This window comes from Haladaptatus sp. SPP-AMP-3 (assembly GCF_049568665.1).
Classification (GTDB): Archaea; Halobacteriota; Halobacteria; order Halobacteriales; family Haladaptataceae; genus Haladaptatus; species Haladaptatus paucihalophilus.
This window is the reverse complement of the sequence record NZ_CP145902.1, coordinates 119875-136601: the sequence shown is the minus strand read 5'-3', so window position 1 is coordinate 136601 and position 16727 is coordinate 119875. Positions and strand designations below refer to the sequence as shown.

Sequence of the window (16727 nt, the reverse complement as noted above, 5' to 3'; positions counted from 1 at the left end):
GTCCTACCGCCGTGTACCCACCGCAAAAACTTTTCGTCGGTCCGTCTCCAGTTCCGAGCGACCTTACCGGCCCAGTTCCGCCGGAAGATCGTACGTCGGGTCGTTGACGAACCGGTTCATCCCGGCTTCGATGGAAAGGGACGTGCCGCCGGGGAGCGACATCCGAACGCGGTTCGATTCCGCGGCCCGCTCCCGTCCGTCGGCGCTGACGGTCGTGAACTCGTGTTCGCCGTACGCACCGGCCTGGACGAGCATCTCACGGTCCCGACCGCCGACGTTGACGAGCGTCAGGACGATGCCGTCCGCGGTGATCTCTTCGACGAGCGCCGCGACACCGTCGGGAAGTCCCGGACGTCCCCGTCCGAGGTCGAAGTGACGCACTTGGGCCATGACGAGGCCGCCGTAGTAGATGGGTTGCGGCGCGCCCATCGTGAGCTGAAGCAACCCCTTCTCCGAAACGGGATTTCGGTTTCGAAGGTAATCTTCGTCGATCTCGTCGGGGTAGTACCCTTCTTCCCGCATGAGTTTCGTCCGTTCCCGAACGTGTGCGTGGTTGGCCTCCATGATGCGCTTCGGGTAGTCGGGAAATTCGCCGTCGAGGTAGGAGAGCCACGCGTATTCGTGGCCGTCGGCGTGTTTCGTCTTGGCGCGGGGATCGACGCGCCGCCAATCTCGTTTGTGGTAGTTGCGCAGATCACGGACGCGCTGTCGGTCGTCCTCCCGCATCGACATGTACCAGAGGTGGACGGCGTACGGGTCGTCCTTGTGCGGTCTGAACTCGAACCAGCCGTCCTCGTAGCGAACTTCGCCGTCGTTCTCCTGAAGGACGCCCGAGGCGTTGTAGTGATAATCCCCCGGTTCACCGAACTTGTGGGGGATATAGAGGGTATCGTTGACGGCGTCGGCGCTCACTTCGATGCCGCGTTCCATCAGGTGGTCGAGTTGCGACCGAGGGAAGTCCAGGTGTTCGCGGGTACCGTCGAGGAGGACTGCGTTCTCGGCGGCGACGGTCGGGCCGATACCGACGTAGTGCCACCCGCCCCACGACCACCCGTAGTAGCCGCCGTACCACTTTCCGTTCGTGTACTCGCCGATCTCGCCCGAGCGTCCCACGTTATCGGGGATGATGCCGCCGTTCTCCGCCGTCCGTTCACGCCAGGCATCGAGATAGTCGAACACCCATTCGCGGTATCGGTCGTCGCCCGTATGGAGGTACGCGTTCGTCATCAGGCTCGTGACGTTGAGGTTCAGCGGGATGTCGCCCTTCGTACATCGTTCGTTGAGCACTTCGAACAGTCGCTCCTCGTTTTCGGGGTCGTGAAGGTCGGCGGCTTCGTCGAATTCGGGGACGTCGCGCCACGGGAGTCCGTGACGCCACCAACGATAATCCGCTCCGTAGCCGTGGGAGACGTACTCCGAAAAGTCCGCGTAGTCGGGACCCATACTCCCCGTCTGCGAGCTTCGGACGAGTCGCTTTTCTGCGTCGTAGTTGCCGGTCTCAGAGTCGCCGAGATACAACCCGGCGAATCGTTCCGCGCGGTCGACAACCGCGTCGTCTGTCGGGTCCGCGAGGCCCATATTGTAGGTGTACAGGTTCCCCTCGCCGAGGTGAAACCAGTCGCGGCCCTGGTCGAACTCGTCCACGTACATCGGGTGACCGTAGGGCGTTTCCACTTCGGAGAGACGGTCGATGACGGCCCGGTACGTCTCCGTCGCCGCGTCGAGGAACGAACGGTCGCCGCCCATCGCGTACACGAGCGGCCAGTTGTAGAATCCCTCGACGAGGTCGTCGGAACCATCGATACCGACGTGGCCGTCCGGTGGCCACAGCGGACGGCCCTCGTCATCGAGGTATCGATCGGTGAACGAATCGACCGCATCGCGGGTTACGTCGAACAGTCGTCGTTGGTTCGTCGCCCAAGCGGGCGGCTTCGTATACGATTTCGTCGCTTCGAACGAGGCCATAGCTTCTACCGGAAGCGCTCGCGTAATCAATATTTGGGTCGGGGAAACTCGGAAATATATAAAGATCGTTCGATATCGCGTCTTATCGCTCCCCAAGCGGTTCGACGGGTTCGGTATTCCCCCAGTTGACGGTCCCCCCCTCGTTCGGTGCCGCCCATACGACGGCATTATCGATGACCCGCTGGACCTCGGGTTGATGGAAGATCGGATACTCCTCGTGACCGGGACGAAACGCGAAGATTCGCCCCCGTCCGCGGCGATAGCAGACGCCGGAGCGGAACACCTCGCCCCCCTCGAACCACGAGATGAACACGGTTCGGTCGGGTTCGGGTACGTCGTACGGTTCGCCGTACATCTCGGTCGCTGGAATCTCGAAGTACTCGTCGAGACCGTCGGCGATGGGGTGGCCGGGGTCCGCCACCCAGACGCGTTCGGTTTCGCCGCCGTGCCGATATTTGATGTTGCAGGTCGTCCCCATGAGGCGCGTAAACGGCTTCGAGTTCTTTCCCGAGTGCAACGGGACGAATCCCATTCCATCGTGAACTGCATCGACGACGCGAGTGGCAACATCGTCGCGTACTGCATCGTTCGCGCAGTGTGACCACCAGACGAGGACGTCCGTTTCGGCGAGGACGGATTCGGTGAGACCGTGCTCCGAGTCCTGTAACGTCGCCGTCACGACGGAGTGGCCGTCGGCTTCCAGACTCGACGCGATGGCACCGTGGATACCCTCCGGATAGCGTTTCGCGACTGACGGCTCTTCACGTTCGTGGACGTTCTCGTTCCAAACGGTTACTCGAACGGACATACGTCGTGTCTCTCGAAAACGAACCATAAGTGTTCGGTTCGACTCGACGGCGTTTGAAGCCAATGAGTCAGCAGGTCGATAATCGTGGCGAACCGTGACATCCGGACAGGTGATTGGAGGGGAATGATTTACCGTGTTCCCTTCTGGCGAACGAGTCCATTACAAATATAGTTGTGTAATAGAAAGTGTGGCACGACGGCATACATTCCCAGTAACGGGCGAAAAACCGTCGATCAGCCCCACCGAGAGCGAACGTAGGGCGGATTCGACGAAGGGAGAACTGATACAGGAATCATCGATGATACCGACGAGCGAATACGAGAGGACGTTCGCGGGTGAGGTCACGGATTCCCGAGAGACGAACGGGTATCGCTCGGTTGGCGTTCACTGCGAGGGGGTCGAATACTAGTGACGGTCCGGTTCCGTTATCCGTCGTTTCGTCGCTCATCGGTGACCAGACGATTGAATCATCAGAAATCGTTGGGGATGGTGAGATTACTGGTTCCCTACAGGGGAACAAATTTTATATTAGGGGAGTACCGTTAGGGTGGTATGACAAACCAAGTCGAGGGGAACACCGGACGAACGATCCAATCGGTGAAGATCGCGTTCAACATCATCGATGTCATCCAAGAGCGTCAGAACGTCGGTGTGACCGAGCTATCCAACGAACTGGGACATTCGAAGAGTACCATTCACAGTCATCTGCAGACGCTCGTCGATCGGGAAATCGTGGTCCCTGAAGAGGATAGATATCGTCTGAGTCTCCGTATTCTGGACATGGCAAGCCACGTTCAGGATCAGGTAGGAAACTACGAAGTGATCGAGAAGGAAGTCGAAGAGTTGGCGATGGACACGAACGAAATCGCGCAGTTCGGAATCGAGGAGTACGGTCGAGTATCCTACCTCTGTAAATCTAGAGGGCCGAAGGCGGTCGAAACGGCGTCGAGGGTCGGAACCCAACAGCCGATGTACGCGACTTCGTTGGGAAAGACGATCCTCGCTCACTTGCCTGCCGAACGACAGGATCGGATAATCGCGGACTGCAGTTTCGAACGGCAGACGGAGAAAACTATTACGAACCCAGGGGAGCTTCGTGACGAATTGGAGACGATAGTCGAACGTGGATACGGGATCGATAACGAAGAGAACATCCACGGGCTTCGATGTGTTTCTGCGCCCGTACGGAGCGGAGATGCGGTACTCGGTGCCATCAGCATTTCGGGTCCAACGAGTCGATTTACGGACGACCGACTACACAACGAACTCGCGGACCACGTCCTTCGCGCGGCAAACGTCATCGAGCTGAATACGAGATACTCCTAGTCGCCCTACTCTCCGTTGGAGGATGGAACTCCGTGGTGAGGCACCCGAGGTTCCAAGGATCCAAACGTGGGTGTCCACGCCATCGTGTTCATTATCAGGATTGGTTGGATGTCCCGCCGACGGGGAAATTTGTGCATCGAAGTCGCTCGTCGTCCTAGAGATGGCTCTCGCCGACAGCGATCGGACCGTCATTCCGCGATGAGGCGTTCTACGTCGTCCCCGAGTTGACCGTACAGCTCCTCCGCCTTTCGCTCGTCCGCGGGAGACAGCGGTTCGATCGGTTCGCGAACTTTGCCGCCGTGTAATCCGGCGAGGTCGAGTCCCTTCTTCACCGCTGAAACGCTGATCGCTCCGTCGATCGTGTTGTTCTCCCCGGTCTCTTCGCGGAAGTTTTGGTAGGGCACACAGATATTGCGGATGCGTCTCGCGCGTTCCCAGTCGCCCGCGGTAAGCGCATCGAACAACGCGAGCCCGATCTCCGGGCGGAAGTTGCTGACTCCCGCCGAGAACCCTTCGATACCCTCGTTCCAGAACGACAGGGCGAACGGTTCAGCGAGACCATCCACCCAGACGACGTCGTCGGCACCCGCTTCGACACTCATGCCAAGTTTGACCGCATCTTCGAGGGCGTACTTGATGCCGACCACTCCGTCGACGTTCGTCAAATTCCGCAAATATTCGACCGACGGGTCGAATCCCTTCACGTATGGGACCAGAGGGGCATCGGCGACGGCATCGAGTTTCTCGTAATATCGGATAAGCCCCTGTTCGTGGATGTACGAGTGATCCGGGGGCATGATCATCATCGCGTCGACGCCAACGCGGTCATAGCTACGGATGATATCCGTTGCTTCCTGCGTACTCCCGCCGACACCGGCGAGAATGCAGGCGTCCGAAGGGAGCGCGTCCACGCTCGACCGTGTTACTTCGACCCGCTCATCCCGTGAGAGGGAATGATACTCGCTGATGTTGGCGGACGCCAAAAACGTCCGAATTCCGCGATCGTAGAGCGTCCTCGCATTCTCTTGGAGTTTTTCGTGTTCCACCTCGAGATCGTCGTCGAACGGTGTGAGGAGTCCAGCGGCGACACCACGCAGGTGCTGACGCACCTCATCGTTGGAAAGTGGCATACTCGAGAATCTAAGCGCGTCAGCATAAAATCTTCGTCTATTAAAAACAAACCTGACATTTTAACTGACGGAGCGTTGGAAATAGAAGTCCTCCCGTCATCCACAAACAATCGCGAACGGCTAGTTCCCGGAAGTTTATCGTCCTGCGGTTGGCAGTAGTGTGCATGCGGCTCACGAATGTTAGCGGCTACGCACTCTCGTCCCCGATAGACCCACCTCAAGACCGTCGTTTCTTCGGCGGCGTCAGACGGTTGCGCAAACGCGATGTCGTTCTCGTCGTTCTCGAAACCGAGACCGGAGAACGGGGCGTCGCGACCGCCGGTGCGAGCAGTTCCGCGATGCGGGAGTACTTCGAGGGAGATTCACAAGCGACGTTCGCCGACGTCGTTAACGGCGCCGTGGCGGAGTCACTCGTCGGCGAATCCATCGAAGTAATCGACGATGCGCATGAGTCGTTGCACGGAACCGGACTCCCGGACCGGCTCCGATACGAGGCCATCTCCGCTATCGATGTGGCACTGCACGACCTTCGTGGAAAGGAACTCGGGGCACCGATCTACGAACTCCTGGCCGACGAGTTCGAAAGCGACCCCACGACGAAGATACCGTTGTACGCGAGCGCGGGCATGTACATGGACCCGGCCGGATATGCCGAACAGGCGCGGGCCCTCGAAGCGTCGGGGTTCATGGGGTACAAATACCGACCGGGAATCGGAATCGACGGTGATCGGGAGACGGTCGACCTCCTCGCCGAGACGGTCGATGACATGAAGTTCATGCTCGACACGCATACGTGGTGGAAGCTCCGTGACGCGTACGGAGAAACGGCGGTTTCCGAATTAGTCGAGTACGCGAGCGAGCGGGGGGCGTACTGGATAGAGGAACCGGTCGAACCGGACGACAGGGAAGGATACATCTCGCTCTCGGGCACCGGTGCACCGCTCGCGGGTGGTGAAAGCGAGGAGACATCGGCCGGACTCGTCGAACTCGGCCGAACCGGGGCGGTCGATTTCCTCCAAGGGGACGTTCGGCATCACGAGGGGTACACCGGTTGTGCGTCAGCCGTCGAGTTCTGCCGCGGGCGCGAGGTCGAATTCGTCCCACACAACTTCGGCACCTGGCTCGGTCTCATCGCCAACGCACACCTCGTCGCCGCCGCCCCGGAGGTCGATCTGCTCGAATACCCCGTCTTCCAGCACGACCCGTTGCTGGAGGGGGACTTCGACCCCGGGATGTACCCGTTCGACCTCGCATTCGACATCATGGAGGGGTCGCCATCGATTACCGACGGCGTTCTGACGGTTCCCGACGGCCCCGGCCTCGGCGTCGAGGTCGATCTCGATATCATCGAGGAGTACCCGTTCATCGACGGTCCGTGGACCGAGTTCCGGTACGACGAAAATCCCTGATTTTCTCGATACGGGATGTTCCTGCCATCGGTTTCTCCGTCGACCGCTGATCGACATAAATTATAACTTATCCGACTCGGAGGGTAGCACATGGAAGTTGCGAAAATTGAGGCGATACCCATCTCGATGAACCTCCCCGAGGGGGAAGGAGTGGGCGATGCTCGCGGATTCGGACGAACGCGTGCGACGACGCTACTTCGAATCGAAACGGGCGGAGGAACGGTCGGATGGGGCGAAGCGTTCGCTCCGGGACCCATTGTGGCAGTGACGATTGACGAACTGTTTCGAGACCGCATCGTCGGGATGGATCCGTTCGACGTCGAGTCGCTCGCCGACGAGTCGTACACGGACCCGTACCACTTCAGCGGAAGCGTGTTCGTGCAGAGTTGTGTCAGCGCCATCGACGTAGCCCTCTGGGACATCATCGGGAAAACGGTCGGGCGACCCGTTCATCGGCTTCTCGGCGGCACGGAGTGCCGGACACTGACGCCGTACGCGTCGACGATGTACTTCACCGAAGCGGAACGACCGCTCGAACGACCCATCGAGGAAGCCGTCGATGAAGGGTTCACTGCCGCGAAGATAAAGATCGGAAGCGGCGTCGAAGATGACGTTGAACGGGTCCGCGTCGCACGACAAACTCTCGGCGACGATGCGCGCTTGATGGTCGATATGAACGGGAACTATCGCCCGCGACAGGCCGTGAAGACGGCGAAGGCCATCGGGGAGTACGATATCACGTGGATCGAGGAGCCCGTCCCGCCGGAGAACGAGTCGGGATACCGCGAGGTGAAATCCCGGATCGACACGCCGATAGCGGCGGGTGAAGCCCACTACGGGCGGTTCGCGTTCAAGCGCCTCATCGATGACCGGGCCGTCGATATCGTTCAACCGAACCTCGGACGATGTGGTGGGTTTTCGGAGGCGCGACTGATCGCGGATATGGCCACGACGGAGAACGTCGCCGTTCGACCGCACATCTGGAACAGCGGCGTCGGAATGGCCGCGGCGGTGCAGTTCGCCGCGAGCGTGTCGTCCTATCCACACACCCGGAACATCCCGGAACCGATGATGGTGGAGTTCGACAGAAGCGAGAATCCGCTTCGAAGCGAGATTCTCGAAACGCCGTTCGATCCGTCCGGCGGAGTCCTCGACGTTCCGCAAGAACCCGGACTGGGTATCTCGGTCGACCGAGATGCGGTCGAGCGGTATCGAGCGGAGTGAAGACAGCCATTTTTCGGCGCTACATAGTTTTATTTGCGATGCCACTCCATCAGTGAGCATGCAACGAGGATTCGTCGTTATAGACGACACCGCGATGCACAGACGCTTGCTCGAAGAGGCCGGTCGGTTCGCGGCCAACTCCGACGCCGAGTTGATACTGTTTTCCTGGATAACGCCGGAGCAGTTCGAAGAGCAACTCGATGCGCTCGAATCGGTGGAGGAGACCGAGCGGACGAACTACCGCGAGTTCACGGCACAGGAGGCCGCCGTGCGCTTCGGCCGTCGGTTCGCCGAGGAAACGCTCGGAACGTTAGTCGACGACGTGACGTACGATGTCGTCGGCGAAGTGACCGAGAAAGATGAACTCGGGGGCACGGTACTCGAAGTGGCGGAGAAACACGGGTGTGATCACGCGTTCATCACCGGACAGAAACGGTCGCCCACGGGGAAAGCCCTGTTCGGCGACGTCACACAGCGGGTTATTCTCAACTTCGACGGGTTCGTGACGACCGCGATGGAATGAACACCGACGGCAATCAAAGCCCCTCGGCGGTCACTGGAACGACCGCCGGTTCCAGTTGATTTAATAGCCAAACACGCAATCGTACCAGCATGGACGTTGTAGTGACCGGTGTCTACGGACGCTGTGGAACCGCCATCATCGACAATCTTCACGACCGACCGGAATACGACTTCACGTACTTCAACCGGTCCGATAGACCGGACGACCACCCGTACGGCGATTACGACACTGTCGTCGGCGACGTCGCCGAGTACGGGAAAGTTAGAGACGCCTTCGAGGGACAGGATGCCGTCGTCCACCTCGCCGCCTATCCGTACACCGACGGCGACTGGGGAGAGATCCTCGAACCGAACATCATCGGCATGTACAACGCGCTCGAGGCCGCCAGAGAAGCGGAGGTAGAATCGTTCGTCTTCGGGTCGACGAATCACGTCATGGGGATGTACGAACAGGCCCACAAACCGGAGTTGTACTCGCCCACGTACGACCTCGTCATCGACGACACCGACCCCGTCCGTCCCGATTCGTACTACGGAGCATCCAAGAGTTTCGGCGAGGACCTCGGGCGCTACTACGTCGAGAACTACGAGTACCCGAAGCGATTCTACGCGCTTCGCATCTGTAGCGTGCGGATGCCGGAGTACGACCACCCCTACGGTGACGCGGAAATCGGCGTCGAGGAGGGCGAGTGGGAACGAAATAGCGCCGAATACGACGAGCAGGTGGCGCGAATGAAAGCGACGTGGCAGTCGCGGCGGGATTTCGCCCACCAGATCGACTGCTGTCTGCAGGACGAGTCCGTCGAATTCGATATCTTCAGCGGCGTGAGCGACAACCGGCGACGGTGGTACGACCTCGAACACGCGCGCGCGAAAATCGGCTACAACCCACAAGACGACGGCGAGGAGTGGGACGCTCCTCCGGAATAGGATTCCGTATTCGCCGTCCGTACTCGTTCGAATCTCAGTAGTTCAGATACGCCGTCTTGATGGAACTGAAGAAGTCGAGACCGGCGTCGCCCTGTTCTCGATACGTGTTCGTCGACGACCCTTTGTAACCGCCGAACGGAACGTGAAGCTCCAAGCCGGTCGTCTTCTCGTTCACCTTCGCGACGCCCGACTCGACGTTCTCGATGAACTGATGCCCCTCCGAGAGGTTGTCCGTGACGATGCTGGCCGATAAGCCAAAATCCACGTCGTTCGCGACGGCCACCGCTTCCTCGAAGTCCGACACCGAAAGGACCGCGAGCACCGGGCCGAACACTTCCTCCTGCGCAATTCGCATGTCGGCGTGGACATCGGAGAAGACGGTGGGTTCGACGAAGTAGCCGTCGTCGTACTCGTCACCGGTGAGACGGTCGCCGCCGGTTTCGAGGGTCGCACCGTCTTCGAGACCGATATCGACGTATTCGAGCGTGCCTTCGAGTTCGCTCTCGGTCACGTGTGGACCCATATCGACGTCCGTGGTTCCGTCCCCGATTTCGAGCGATTCAGCGTAGTCTACGATACCCGCGACGAATTCGTCGTACACGTCCTCGTGGACGATGGCGCGGGAACAGGCGGTACACGCCTGTCCGGTGACCCCGAACGCACCCGAGCCGACGATGTCGACGGCTTCATCGAGGTCGGCGCTCGGCATCACGACGGTTGGGTTCTTGCCGCCCATCTCACACTGCACGCGTTTCAGGTCCTCGGTCGCGGTCTGAGCGACCATCGTCCCGATGGCCGTACTCCCGGTGAACGACACGGCGTCGACCGCACCGTGTTCCGTAAGGGGCGTCCCGACGTCGCTCCCCGATCCGGTCACGTAGTTGACCACTCCAGCGGGCAATCCGGCCTCCTCGAGACATTCGACGAGTTTTAGCGAGACGCCGGGTGCGGCGGACGCGGGTTTGAGGACGACCGTGTTGCCGGTCGCGAGTGCCGGAGCGAGTTTCCACGCCGGGATGGCGATGGGATAGTTCCACGGCGTGATGAGCGAGACGGTTCCGAGCGACTCGCGTTTCGTGTACAGTTGCTTGTTCTCGGCGCTCGTTCCTTTCATCGTTCCACCGAGGTCGCGGGTCTTCTCCGCGTAGTAGTCGAAAATATCGATGGCGCGTTGTACCTCACCACCGGCCTCCGCGAGGGTCTTTCCTTCTTCCGTGGTGAGCGTCTCGGTCAGTTCGTCTTTTCGCGCATCGAGTACGCCAGCCGTCCGTTTCAGGATACGGCCGCGCTCCGGTGCGGGCGTCGCGGCCCATTCGTCCTGTGTCGCGACCGCTGCTTCGACCGCGTGATTTGCATCGTCGCCGGTCGATTGTTGGTACGTCGCCACGATTTCGTTTTCGTTCGCCGGGTTGCGTACCGCAAACGTGTCACCCGACGACGATTCCGTCCAGTCACCGTCGATATAATTACCGTAGTCTGTCGTCATCCTCAGAGAGAGCAACGGACGGCCACTATACTAAGGTTTTGGTGATGACAAACGAAATGAGGTGTGATGTGCACCGAGATAAAAGGTGGAGGAAACCACACCCCAATAGATTTATACTGTTACTACGTACCACGATATCAATGAGTTCAGTTCAGAAAACTGGTGAGACCAACGACGGCACTAGCCGTCCCATGGAGTTGTTTTCGACTATCAGAAACTCGGTCACGCTCTCCCTTGCGACGCTCGGAATCGTCATCTTCGTCGTCGGGTTTCTCATCAACACCGGAATTTGGGCGGCGATGTTCGCCACCTGGGGGGCGGCGCTTTTCCTCGGCGGCGTCACCGGGTACACGTTCATTTGGTGGCAACGTCGGTAAGTGGACAACGAATGGTCCGTCCACGCGTGGAGACGCTCCCTGGGCGTCCCGAACTACTTCTCGTCACGATACGGCTACGCGCATGCTCTCGGGAGATTTCCCACTAACTCGAAATCGTGGTCATCGGCGCTTCAGTTGAGAGACGGCGTTCTCCCCCGACCGTCTCTGTAACGAGATATCGGCTACTTTTCTGATGGTAAATTCGCCGAGGACGTTCACTTCGCACCCCGATTCGAGGTGTCCGCCGACCGTTCGCTCGCCGTCGAACGCCGTAACGTGCAGGTGAGGTTCCCCGTCTGCGATAAGGCCACCGACGTTCGTCACCTCCCACGAACCGTCGAGCGAGAGGTGTACGTTCCGGTCGGTCTGGTCCTCCGGAAGGTCGGTCCGGTTCACGTAGTGGATGTTCAGATTGCTGAACGTTCCGATCCCCGAGACGAGGACGCCCGTGTCTACGTCGTGCGCTTCACAGGCGTCGATGATCGATTCGAGTGCCAAGTCACCGCGGTCGAGACGGACGATGACGTGTCCGTCGGATTCGAACGTTTCCATGGACCTACAGTGCAGACTGCGAGTAGCGGTCGGATAAGTCTTCACCCTCGAACTGGAACGAAACGAACACACAGGTATCGACCAGTCGGGTGAACCGGGAGTACGAATTTTCGGGGGTGAAATCCCCGATTTCGTTACCGACCCGTCGATGGTGAAGTCGGAGCGGTCGGAAGGGAACCGGCGCGGCGCAACACGGATGTCGAGGAAGCCACCGAGTGATCCAACTGGTATATCGAGAACGAAAGCCGAACGGTCGTCGTTACTCCACCATCGATCAGTCGTCAGTCCTCTCCTTCGACGATGGAGTCGCTGTGCCAGTACTCGTGATCGTCTTGTACGCGGAAACACGCCGTTTGGTGGCGTTCGCCGTCCGCCGAGTCGTACGAGTCCGGAGCCGTCTTCCGGCACACTTCGCGCGCCTCGGGGCATCGCGTGTGGTAGTGACAACCGCTTGGTGGATTCGTGGGGTCCGGGATGTCGATCTCCCTGATCGGTGACTCCTCGATGGCCGTCTCCTCCTCGTTGTGGGTGAGTTCGGGCGTCGCCCATCGGAGGGCCTGTGTGTAGGGGTGTTGCGGGTTGTGGATGATCTGCTCCGGCGGACCGATCTCGACGAGTTCGCCGAGGTAGACGACCCCGATGCGACCGCCCGTTTTTTCCGCGATGTATCGCGCGTTCGAGAGGTCGTGTGAGACGAACAGATACGACGTATCGAACATGTCTTGAAGCTGTATCATCAGGTCCATCATCTCGACGCGCAGCGAGACGTCGAGCGCGCTCACCGGTTCGTCGGCGAGAATGAGGTCGGGGTTCATCAGCATCGACCGGATGATGGCGACGCGTTGCTGTTCGCCGCCGGACAGTTGGTGGGGATAGCGTTCGAAGTAGTCCTCGGCGGGGGACATTCCGACGTGTTCTAACAGTCCCAAGATGCGCTGTTTCCGGTCGTTTCCGTCTAAATCATCGTTCCACCGCTTGAGAGGCATTTCGAGGGCCGCTTTGACTCGCCGGTGTGGGTTCAGCGAGCTACCGGGGTCTTGGTGGACGATCTGAAGCGAGCGTCGAATGTCCTCCCAGGCGATGGTGGCGCTCCCGCCCGAGTCCCGTACGTCCCAGACATTGTGTCCGCGGTATTCGATGCTCCCGCCGGTCGGTCGTTGCAGTCCGACGGCCGCCTTCCCGAGCGTCGTCTTTCCGCACCCGGACTCGCCGACGAGAACGATGGCGTCGTTCTCGTAGATGTCGAGCGAGATGCCGTCGACCGCCTTGACGAGGTCCGCATCGGAGAAGATATCGAAGAATCCCTTTTCCTTCTCGAAGTGAACCTCGACGTCTCGCATCGACACCATCGGTTCGCCGTCGGAACTGACCGTTCCGGCGCTCGTGCTGACGGAGCTTTCGCCGAAACCGTCGAGCGACGACGAATCCTCGGTCATCGGGATGGTTTCGGCGGATTCTTCCCAGTGGTGGCAGTGGACGTGGTGGTCATCGTCGACCTGATACGCTTCCGGGTCGTCTCTCTCACAGAACTCGTCCGCGAGCGGGCAGCGAGGGTGGAAGGAACACCCGGAGGGAACGTTCACGGGGTCGGGAGCGCTTCCTTCGACCGGTCGCATCTCGTCGATAGACGATTCGAGGTTTGGTGTCGATTTCAACAGGAGTCGCGTGTACGGGTGGGCCGGGTCCTCGAGTACCTCCTTCATCGGTCCCAGTTCGGCGATTTCGAACGCGTACATCACCGCAATACGATCGACTAAGTCCGCGATCAACGGAAGGTCGTGTGTGATGAAGACGATAGTGAGGTCGTACTGGTCCTTGAGGCTCTGGAGCAGCGAAATGATCGACCGCTGCATGAGCAGGTCGAGCGCCGCGGTCGGTTCGTCCATCACCAACACTTCCGGTTCGAGGATGAGCGACAGCGCGATGAGCGCCCGCTGTTTCATCCCGCCGGACAGTTCGTGCGGATACGAATCCAACACGCGGTCTGGGTCGAGATAGAGGTCTTCGAGGAGTTGGTGTGCGCGTTGCATTCCCTCGTCGATGTCGTAATCGTGAGCGTTCAACGTCTCGACGAAGTGGGTTCGAATGGAACGAACGGGGTTGAACGAACTCATCGCCCCCTGAAACACCATGGACACCTGTTCCCAACGGAACTCCTTCAGATCACGACCCTCGAGATCGAGGACGTCTATCGGTTGGCCGCGTTTCGGGTGGTACGTGATATCGCCCGTGAGTACTCCGGGATCGACGACGGCATCGAGGAGCGCCGAGGCGAGCATCGACTTCCCGCTTCCGCTCTCCCCGACGACGCCGAGCACTTCGTTTCGCTGTACGTCGAGATCCACCGAGTCCAGGACGTTCGAATCGCCACGTTCCATGTCGAACGTGACGGACGCGTTTCGTACCTCCAGGATCGATTCTTCCGCCGTGTCGAATTCATAGCTCGTTTGTGATACAGTCATCGTTTATAGTTGCCCTCCACCGCGTACGTAGTCAGGAACGTTCGATTCGTCGTCATCGCTGCTTTTCACTTCCGCGGTCGTCTTCTCGTGGCGTGCCCGGACGCGTGGGTTGAACACCCTGTCGAGCGACTGTCCCAGGAGAATCAACCCGATGGAGATGAACACGATCGCCGCCATCGGGACGAGGAACCAGTGCAGCAGCTCGGGTCTGATGTGGGCGTTCGCGGCGTACGCCTGTTTCAGGGTACTCCCCCAGTTCAGGTCCTCGAACGGGAGGATGCCGAGATAGTACAGCGCTGCCGCCTCGAAGATGACCCGTCGCGCCGCGTTGGTCAGGTTGATCACGACGTACGGCATCAGGTGGGGAATGATCTCCTTGAAGACGATAGTTGGCGTCGAAATCCCCATCGCCCGCGCCGCCTCGACGAACGATTCCCCTCGGAGTGTGAGTACCTGCGACCTGATGGCACGCGCGAGACCGCCCCAAGACGCGATACACAGCAGAATTCCGATCGCGTACGGATTGCCGGGGATGGGAAGCAACAGAGCCAGCGCCATCACGAGCGGGAACGCGGGGATATTGATACAGATGTCGGTGATCGAACTTAGAACGGTATCCGCCATGCCACCCTTGTACCCCGCGATGCCGCCGACGACGGTTCCGACCACGACGGTGAACAAGGCTCCGGAAGTGATCATCTTGAGCATCGTCTGGGTTGCGTGAACCACTTGCGAGAACAGGTCGCGCCCCATTTTGTCCGTTCCTAACGGATACTGCCAGTTCTGGAAGGGTTTAACGAACGCCGGACCTTCCGCCACCTTTGTCGGCTCGATGAGGACCGTCCCGACGGTTCCCATCAAGATGTAAATGGCCAGGATGGTAAATCCGATCTGTGCCCTGCGGTCACGCTTGATGATTGCGAACGGTGCGTGAATGTAGGCATCGTACAACTTCCGGTAGCGTTCGCGTCGGGTCTCCTCGTACTGTGAGACCACATCGAACGGCGAATTAACGTTCCCACCGTCCGTGCGAACGGCGCTCTCGTTTCGTTGGTCGTCACTAGACGACACTGCCTCTCTCAGCGGGTCAGTCATCGTTGACCCTCCTCTGTCGGTACAGTCGGTAATTTCGTTTGTAGATTCTCATCGTTCGTTTGTATGTCATCTTCAGTACGATTCACTGTTCTGCCCTCCTGCGCGTGGATCGATCAACGAATACGTCAGATCGGCGAACAGCAATGCGAGTACGACCGCCACCGTGATGAGAACGAACCCACCCATCATCAGCGGATAGTCGCGCTGATAGAACGCCGACAGCGTGTAGTAGCCGATGCCCCGGTATTGGAACACCTTCTCCAGAACGACGGAGCCGCCGAACATCTCCCCGATGCTGATCATCAACGTCGTGTACATCGGGAGGACCGCGTTGCGCGCGACGTATTGCGTCGAGATGGTTATATCGGAGAGTCCGCGGAGGCGGGCCACACGGAGGTAGTCGGACCCGAGAACGCGAATGGAGTTCCCGCGCATCCCCAACGAAGCGACGCCCGAGGCAACGAGCATGGACATGACCGGCAACGCGGCGTGGCGTATTATCCCCTTGATGTACGGCCAGTTGAACCCGGGCGGGACACCCGTCGGTTGCTTGCCGCCGGTCGGGAACCACCCCAGCCGATACGAGAACGCCATCAAGAGCAGAAACGCCAACACGTAGAACGGAACCGAACCCATGAGAATCGCCCACGAGGTCAGTCCGACGTCCAGCTTTCCGCCTTCCCAGTACGCCATCAGCGCACCCACCATGACGCCGATGAAGAAGCTGATGAACAGCGACCAACTCAAGACGAACAGCGTCCACGGTAGCGTGTTCGCGATGATCTGGGCAACGGGGTCGGCATAATATGTTGACACGCCGAGATTGCCCTGTATCATGTTCGCCATGTAGTGGACGTACGCGATCGGTATCGGTTCGCTCGGATTGACGCTCATTCGAAGGTTGACGATTTCCCGAGCCCGAGCCGGGTTGACGCCTTGCCGCTGCAACTTTCGCACCATCGCTCCCATCGGGTTCCCCGGCAACAGCCGTACGAGAACGAACGATAGGGTAGTGACCGCCCACGCCGTGAACAGCGCTTGTGCTACTCTTCGTACACGCCAGTCTATCTTTACCATGTTACACGTATGCAAGCCGTTTCGAGAGCTTCATAATCAATTTATCCCATGTTGTTACTATATTTATGTATATATTAATATATGATCGTTGCTCCGTGCACAATCCACTGACGAACAACCACATCTCGCTCACTCGAAGGGCTCCCACCCGGTGTAGAGTACCACCACGCTCATGACGAACGTGAAAACGATGGGGATAAGCGTCACCGTCGCAGTTACGTACGATCCGGTCCCCGGTTCGAGGTAGAGAAACGAGAAACCCAACAACAGGAGAAAGAGGATGTCGATGCCGAGTACAGTTCTCGATGCCGTTTGAAGCAGTCCCATAGCAGTATGTATGAATCCGTCGTATTAAATATTCAGC

General features: G+C 59.3%; 15 protein-coding genes. 6 read left to right on the top strand and 9 right to left on the bottom strand.

All coding sequences use genetic code 11. The features are described 5' to 3' along the window. Window positions 1-63: 63 nt before the first annotated feature. Complete coding sequence (locus V5735_RS23515) at window positions 64-1965, bottom strand: hypothetical protein (RefSeq protein WP_423747517.1); 1902 nt, start codon at window positions 1963-1965, stop codon at window positions 64-66. 82 nt (window positions 1966-2047) lie between these two features. Further along, window positions 2048-2773, bottom strand: coding sequence for a ThuA domain-containing protein (locus tag V5735_RS23510; protein ID WP_423747516.1), 726 nt, complete (start codon window positions 2771-2773; stop codon window positions 2048-2050). Window positions 2774-3325: 552 nt separating this feature from the next. Here V5735_RS23510 and V5735_RS23505 point away from each other — a divergent pair. Next, window positions 3326-4099, top strand: coding sequence for an IclR family transcriptional regulator (locus V5735_RS23505; protein ID WP_423747515.1), 774 nt, complete (start codon window positions 3326-3328; stop codon window positions 4097-4099). A gap of 188 nt (window positions 4100-4287) precedes the next feature. On the opposite strand, the gene V5735_RS23500 is transcribed toward V5735_RS23505, so the two are convergent. Continuing rightward, window positions 4288-5229, bottom strand: a complete 942-nt coding sequence (locus V5735_RS23500; protein ID WP_423747514.1) for a dihydrodipicolinate synthase family protein — start codon at window positions 5227-5229, stop codon at window positions 4288-4290. A 164-nt stretch (window positions 5230-5393) separates the two neighbouring features. On the opposite strand from V5735_RS23500, the gene V5735_RS23495 reads away from it, so the two are divergent. From V5735_RS23495 to V5735_RS23480, 4 genes are all read left to right on the top strand, one after another. After that, window positions 5394-6638 carry a mandelate racemase/muconate lactonizing enzyme family protein gene (locus V5735_RS23495; RefSeq protein ID WP_423747513.1) on the top strand — a complete coding sequence of 415 codons (1245 nt, stop codon included), beginning with the start codon at window positions 5394-5396 and terminating at the stop codon, window positions 6636-6638. Window positions 6639-6728: 90 nt separating this feature from the next. After that, entirely contained in the window at window positions 6729-7862 is a 1134-nt protein-coding gene (locus V5735_RS23490) for a mandelate racemase/muconate lactonizing enzyme family protein (protein WP_423747512.1), read from the top strand. Between the two features lie 58 nt (window positions 7863-7920). Further along, the gene (locus tag V5735_RS23485; RefSeq protein WP_423747511.1) at window positions 7921-8385 is read left to right on the top strand and encodes a universal stress protein; all 465 of its coding nucleotides are present in this window, start codon (window positions 7921-7923) and stop codon (window positions 8383-8385) included. A gap of 89 nt (window positions 8386-8474) precedes the next feature. Next, window positions 8475-9314: an NAD-dependent epimerase/dehydratase family protein gene (locus tag V5735_RS23480; RefSeq protein ID WP_423747510.1), complete on the top strand. Its 840-nt coding sequence runs from the start codon at window positions 8475-8477 to the stop codon at window positions 9312-9314. Window positions 9315-9348: 34 nt separating this feature from the next. Here the strand turns inward: V5735_RS23480 and V5735_RS23475 are convergent, their stop codons facing one another. Next, on the bottom strand, window positions 9349-10800 hold the full coding sequence (locus V5735_RS23475; RefSeq protein WP_423747509.1) for an aldehyde dehydrogenase family protein: 1452 nt from the start codon (window positions 10798-10800) through the stop codon (window positions 9349-9351). Between the two features lie 140 nt (window positions 10801-10940). On the opposite strand from V5735_RS23475, the gene V5735_RS23470 reads away from it, so the two are divergent. Beyond that, complete coding sequence (locus V5735_RS23470; protein WP_423747508.1) at window positions 10941-11177, top strand: hypothetical protein; 237 nt, start codon at window positions 10941-10943, stop codon at window positions 11175-11177. A gap of 120 nt (window positions 11178-11297) precedes the next feature. Here V5735_RS23470 and V5735_RS23465 read toward each other — a convergent pair whose 3' ends face one another. From V5735_RS23465 to V5735_RS23445, 5 genes are all read right to left on the bottom strand, one after another. Then, window positions 11298-11729, bottom strand: a complete 432-nt coding sequence (locus V5735_RS23465) for a PPC domain-containing DNA-binding protein (RefSeq protein WP_423747507.1) — start codon at window positions 11727-11729, stop codon at window positions 11298-11300. Window positions 11730-12010: 281 nt separating this feature from the next. Then, window positions 12011-14191, bottom strand: coding sequence for an ABC transporter ATP-binding protein (locus tag V5735_RS23460; protein ID WP_423747506.1), 2181 nt, complete (start codon window positions 14189-14191; stop codon window positions 12011-12013). Between the two features lie 3 nt (window positions 14192-14194). Next, window positions 14195-15286 (bottom strand): ABC transporter permease, encoded by a 1092-nt coding sequence (locus tag V5735_RS23455; RefSeq protein WP_423747505.1) that lies wholly within the window; start codon window positions 15284-15286, stop codon window positions 14195-14197. Between the two features lie 72 nt (window positions 15287-15358). After that, window positions 15359-16363 (bottom strand): ABC transporter permease, encoded by a 1005-nt coding sequence (locus V5735_RS23450; RefSeq protein WP_423747504.1) that lies wholly within the window; start codon window positions 16361-16363, stop codon window positions 15359-15361. Window positions 16364-16492: 129 nt separating this feature from the next. Next, entirely contained in the window at window positions 16493-16690 is a 198-nt protein-coding gene (locus tag V5735_RS23445; RefSeq protein WP_423747503.1) for a hypothetical protein, read from the bottom strand. Between the last annotated feature and the right edge of the window lie 37 nt (window positions 16691-16727).

Coding starts and splice junctions, on each gene's coding strand:
- V5735_RS23515 (WP_423747517.1), bottom strand. CDS start 1,965: ATGGCCTCGTTCGAAGCGACGAAATCGTATACGAAGCCGCCCGCTTGG.
- V5735_RS23510 (WP_423747516.1), bottom strand. CDS start 2,773: ATGTCCGTTCGAGTAACCGTTTGGAACGAGAACGTCCACGAACGTGAA.
- V5735_RS23505 (WP_423747515.1), top strand. CDS start 3,326: ATGACAAACCAAGTCGAGGGGAACACCGGACGAACGATCCAATCGGTG.
- V5735_RS23500 (WP_423747514.1), bottom strand. CDS start 5,229: ATGCCACTTTCCAACGATGAGGTGCGTCAGCACCTGCGTGGTGTCGCC.
- V5735_RS23495 (WP_423747513.1), top strand. CDS start 5,394: ATGCGGCTCACGAATGTTAGCGGCTACGCACTCTCGTCCCCGATAGAC.
- V5735_RS23490 (WP_423747512.1), top strand. CDS start 6,729: ATGGAAGTTGCGAAAATTGAGGCGATACCCATCTCGATGAACCTCCCC.
- V5735_RS23485 (WP_423747511.1), top strand. CDS start 7,921: ATGCAACGAGGATTCGTCGTTATAGACGACACCGCGATGCACAGACGC.
- V5735_RS23480 (WP_423747510.1), top strand. CDS start 8,475: ATGGACGTTGTAGTGACCGGTGTCTACGGACGCTGTGGAACCGCCATC.
- V5735_RS23475 (WP_423747509.1), bottom strand. CDS start 10,800: ATGACGACAGACTACGGTAATTATATCGACGGTGACTGGACGGAATCG.
- V5735_RS23470 (WP_423747508.1), top strand. CDS start 10,941: ATGAGTTCAGTTCAGAAAACTGGTGAGACCAACGACGGCACTAGCCGT.
- V5735_RS23465 (WP_423747507.1), bottom strand. CDS start 11,729: ATGGAAACGTTCGAATCCGACGGACACGTCATCGTCCGTCTCGACCGC.
- V5735_RS23460 (WP_423747506.1), bottom strand. CDS start 14,191: ATGACTGTATCACAAACGAGCTATGAATTCGACACGGCGGAAGAATCG.
- V5735_RS23455 (WP_423747505.1), bottom strand. CDS start 15,286: ATGACTGACCCGCTGAGAGAGGCAGTGTCGTCTAGTGACGACCAACGA.
- V5735_RS23450 (WP_423747504.1), bottom strand. CDS start 16,363: ATGGTAAAGATAGACTGGCGTGTACGAAGAGTAGCACAAGCGCTGTTC.
- V5735_RS23445 (WP_423747503.1), bottom strand. CDS start 16,690: ATGGGACTGCTTCAAACGGCATCGAGAACTGTACTCGGCATCGACATC.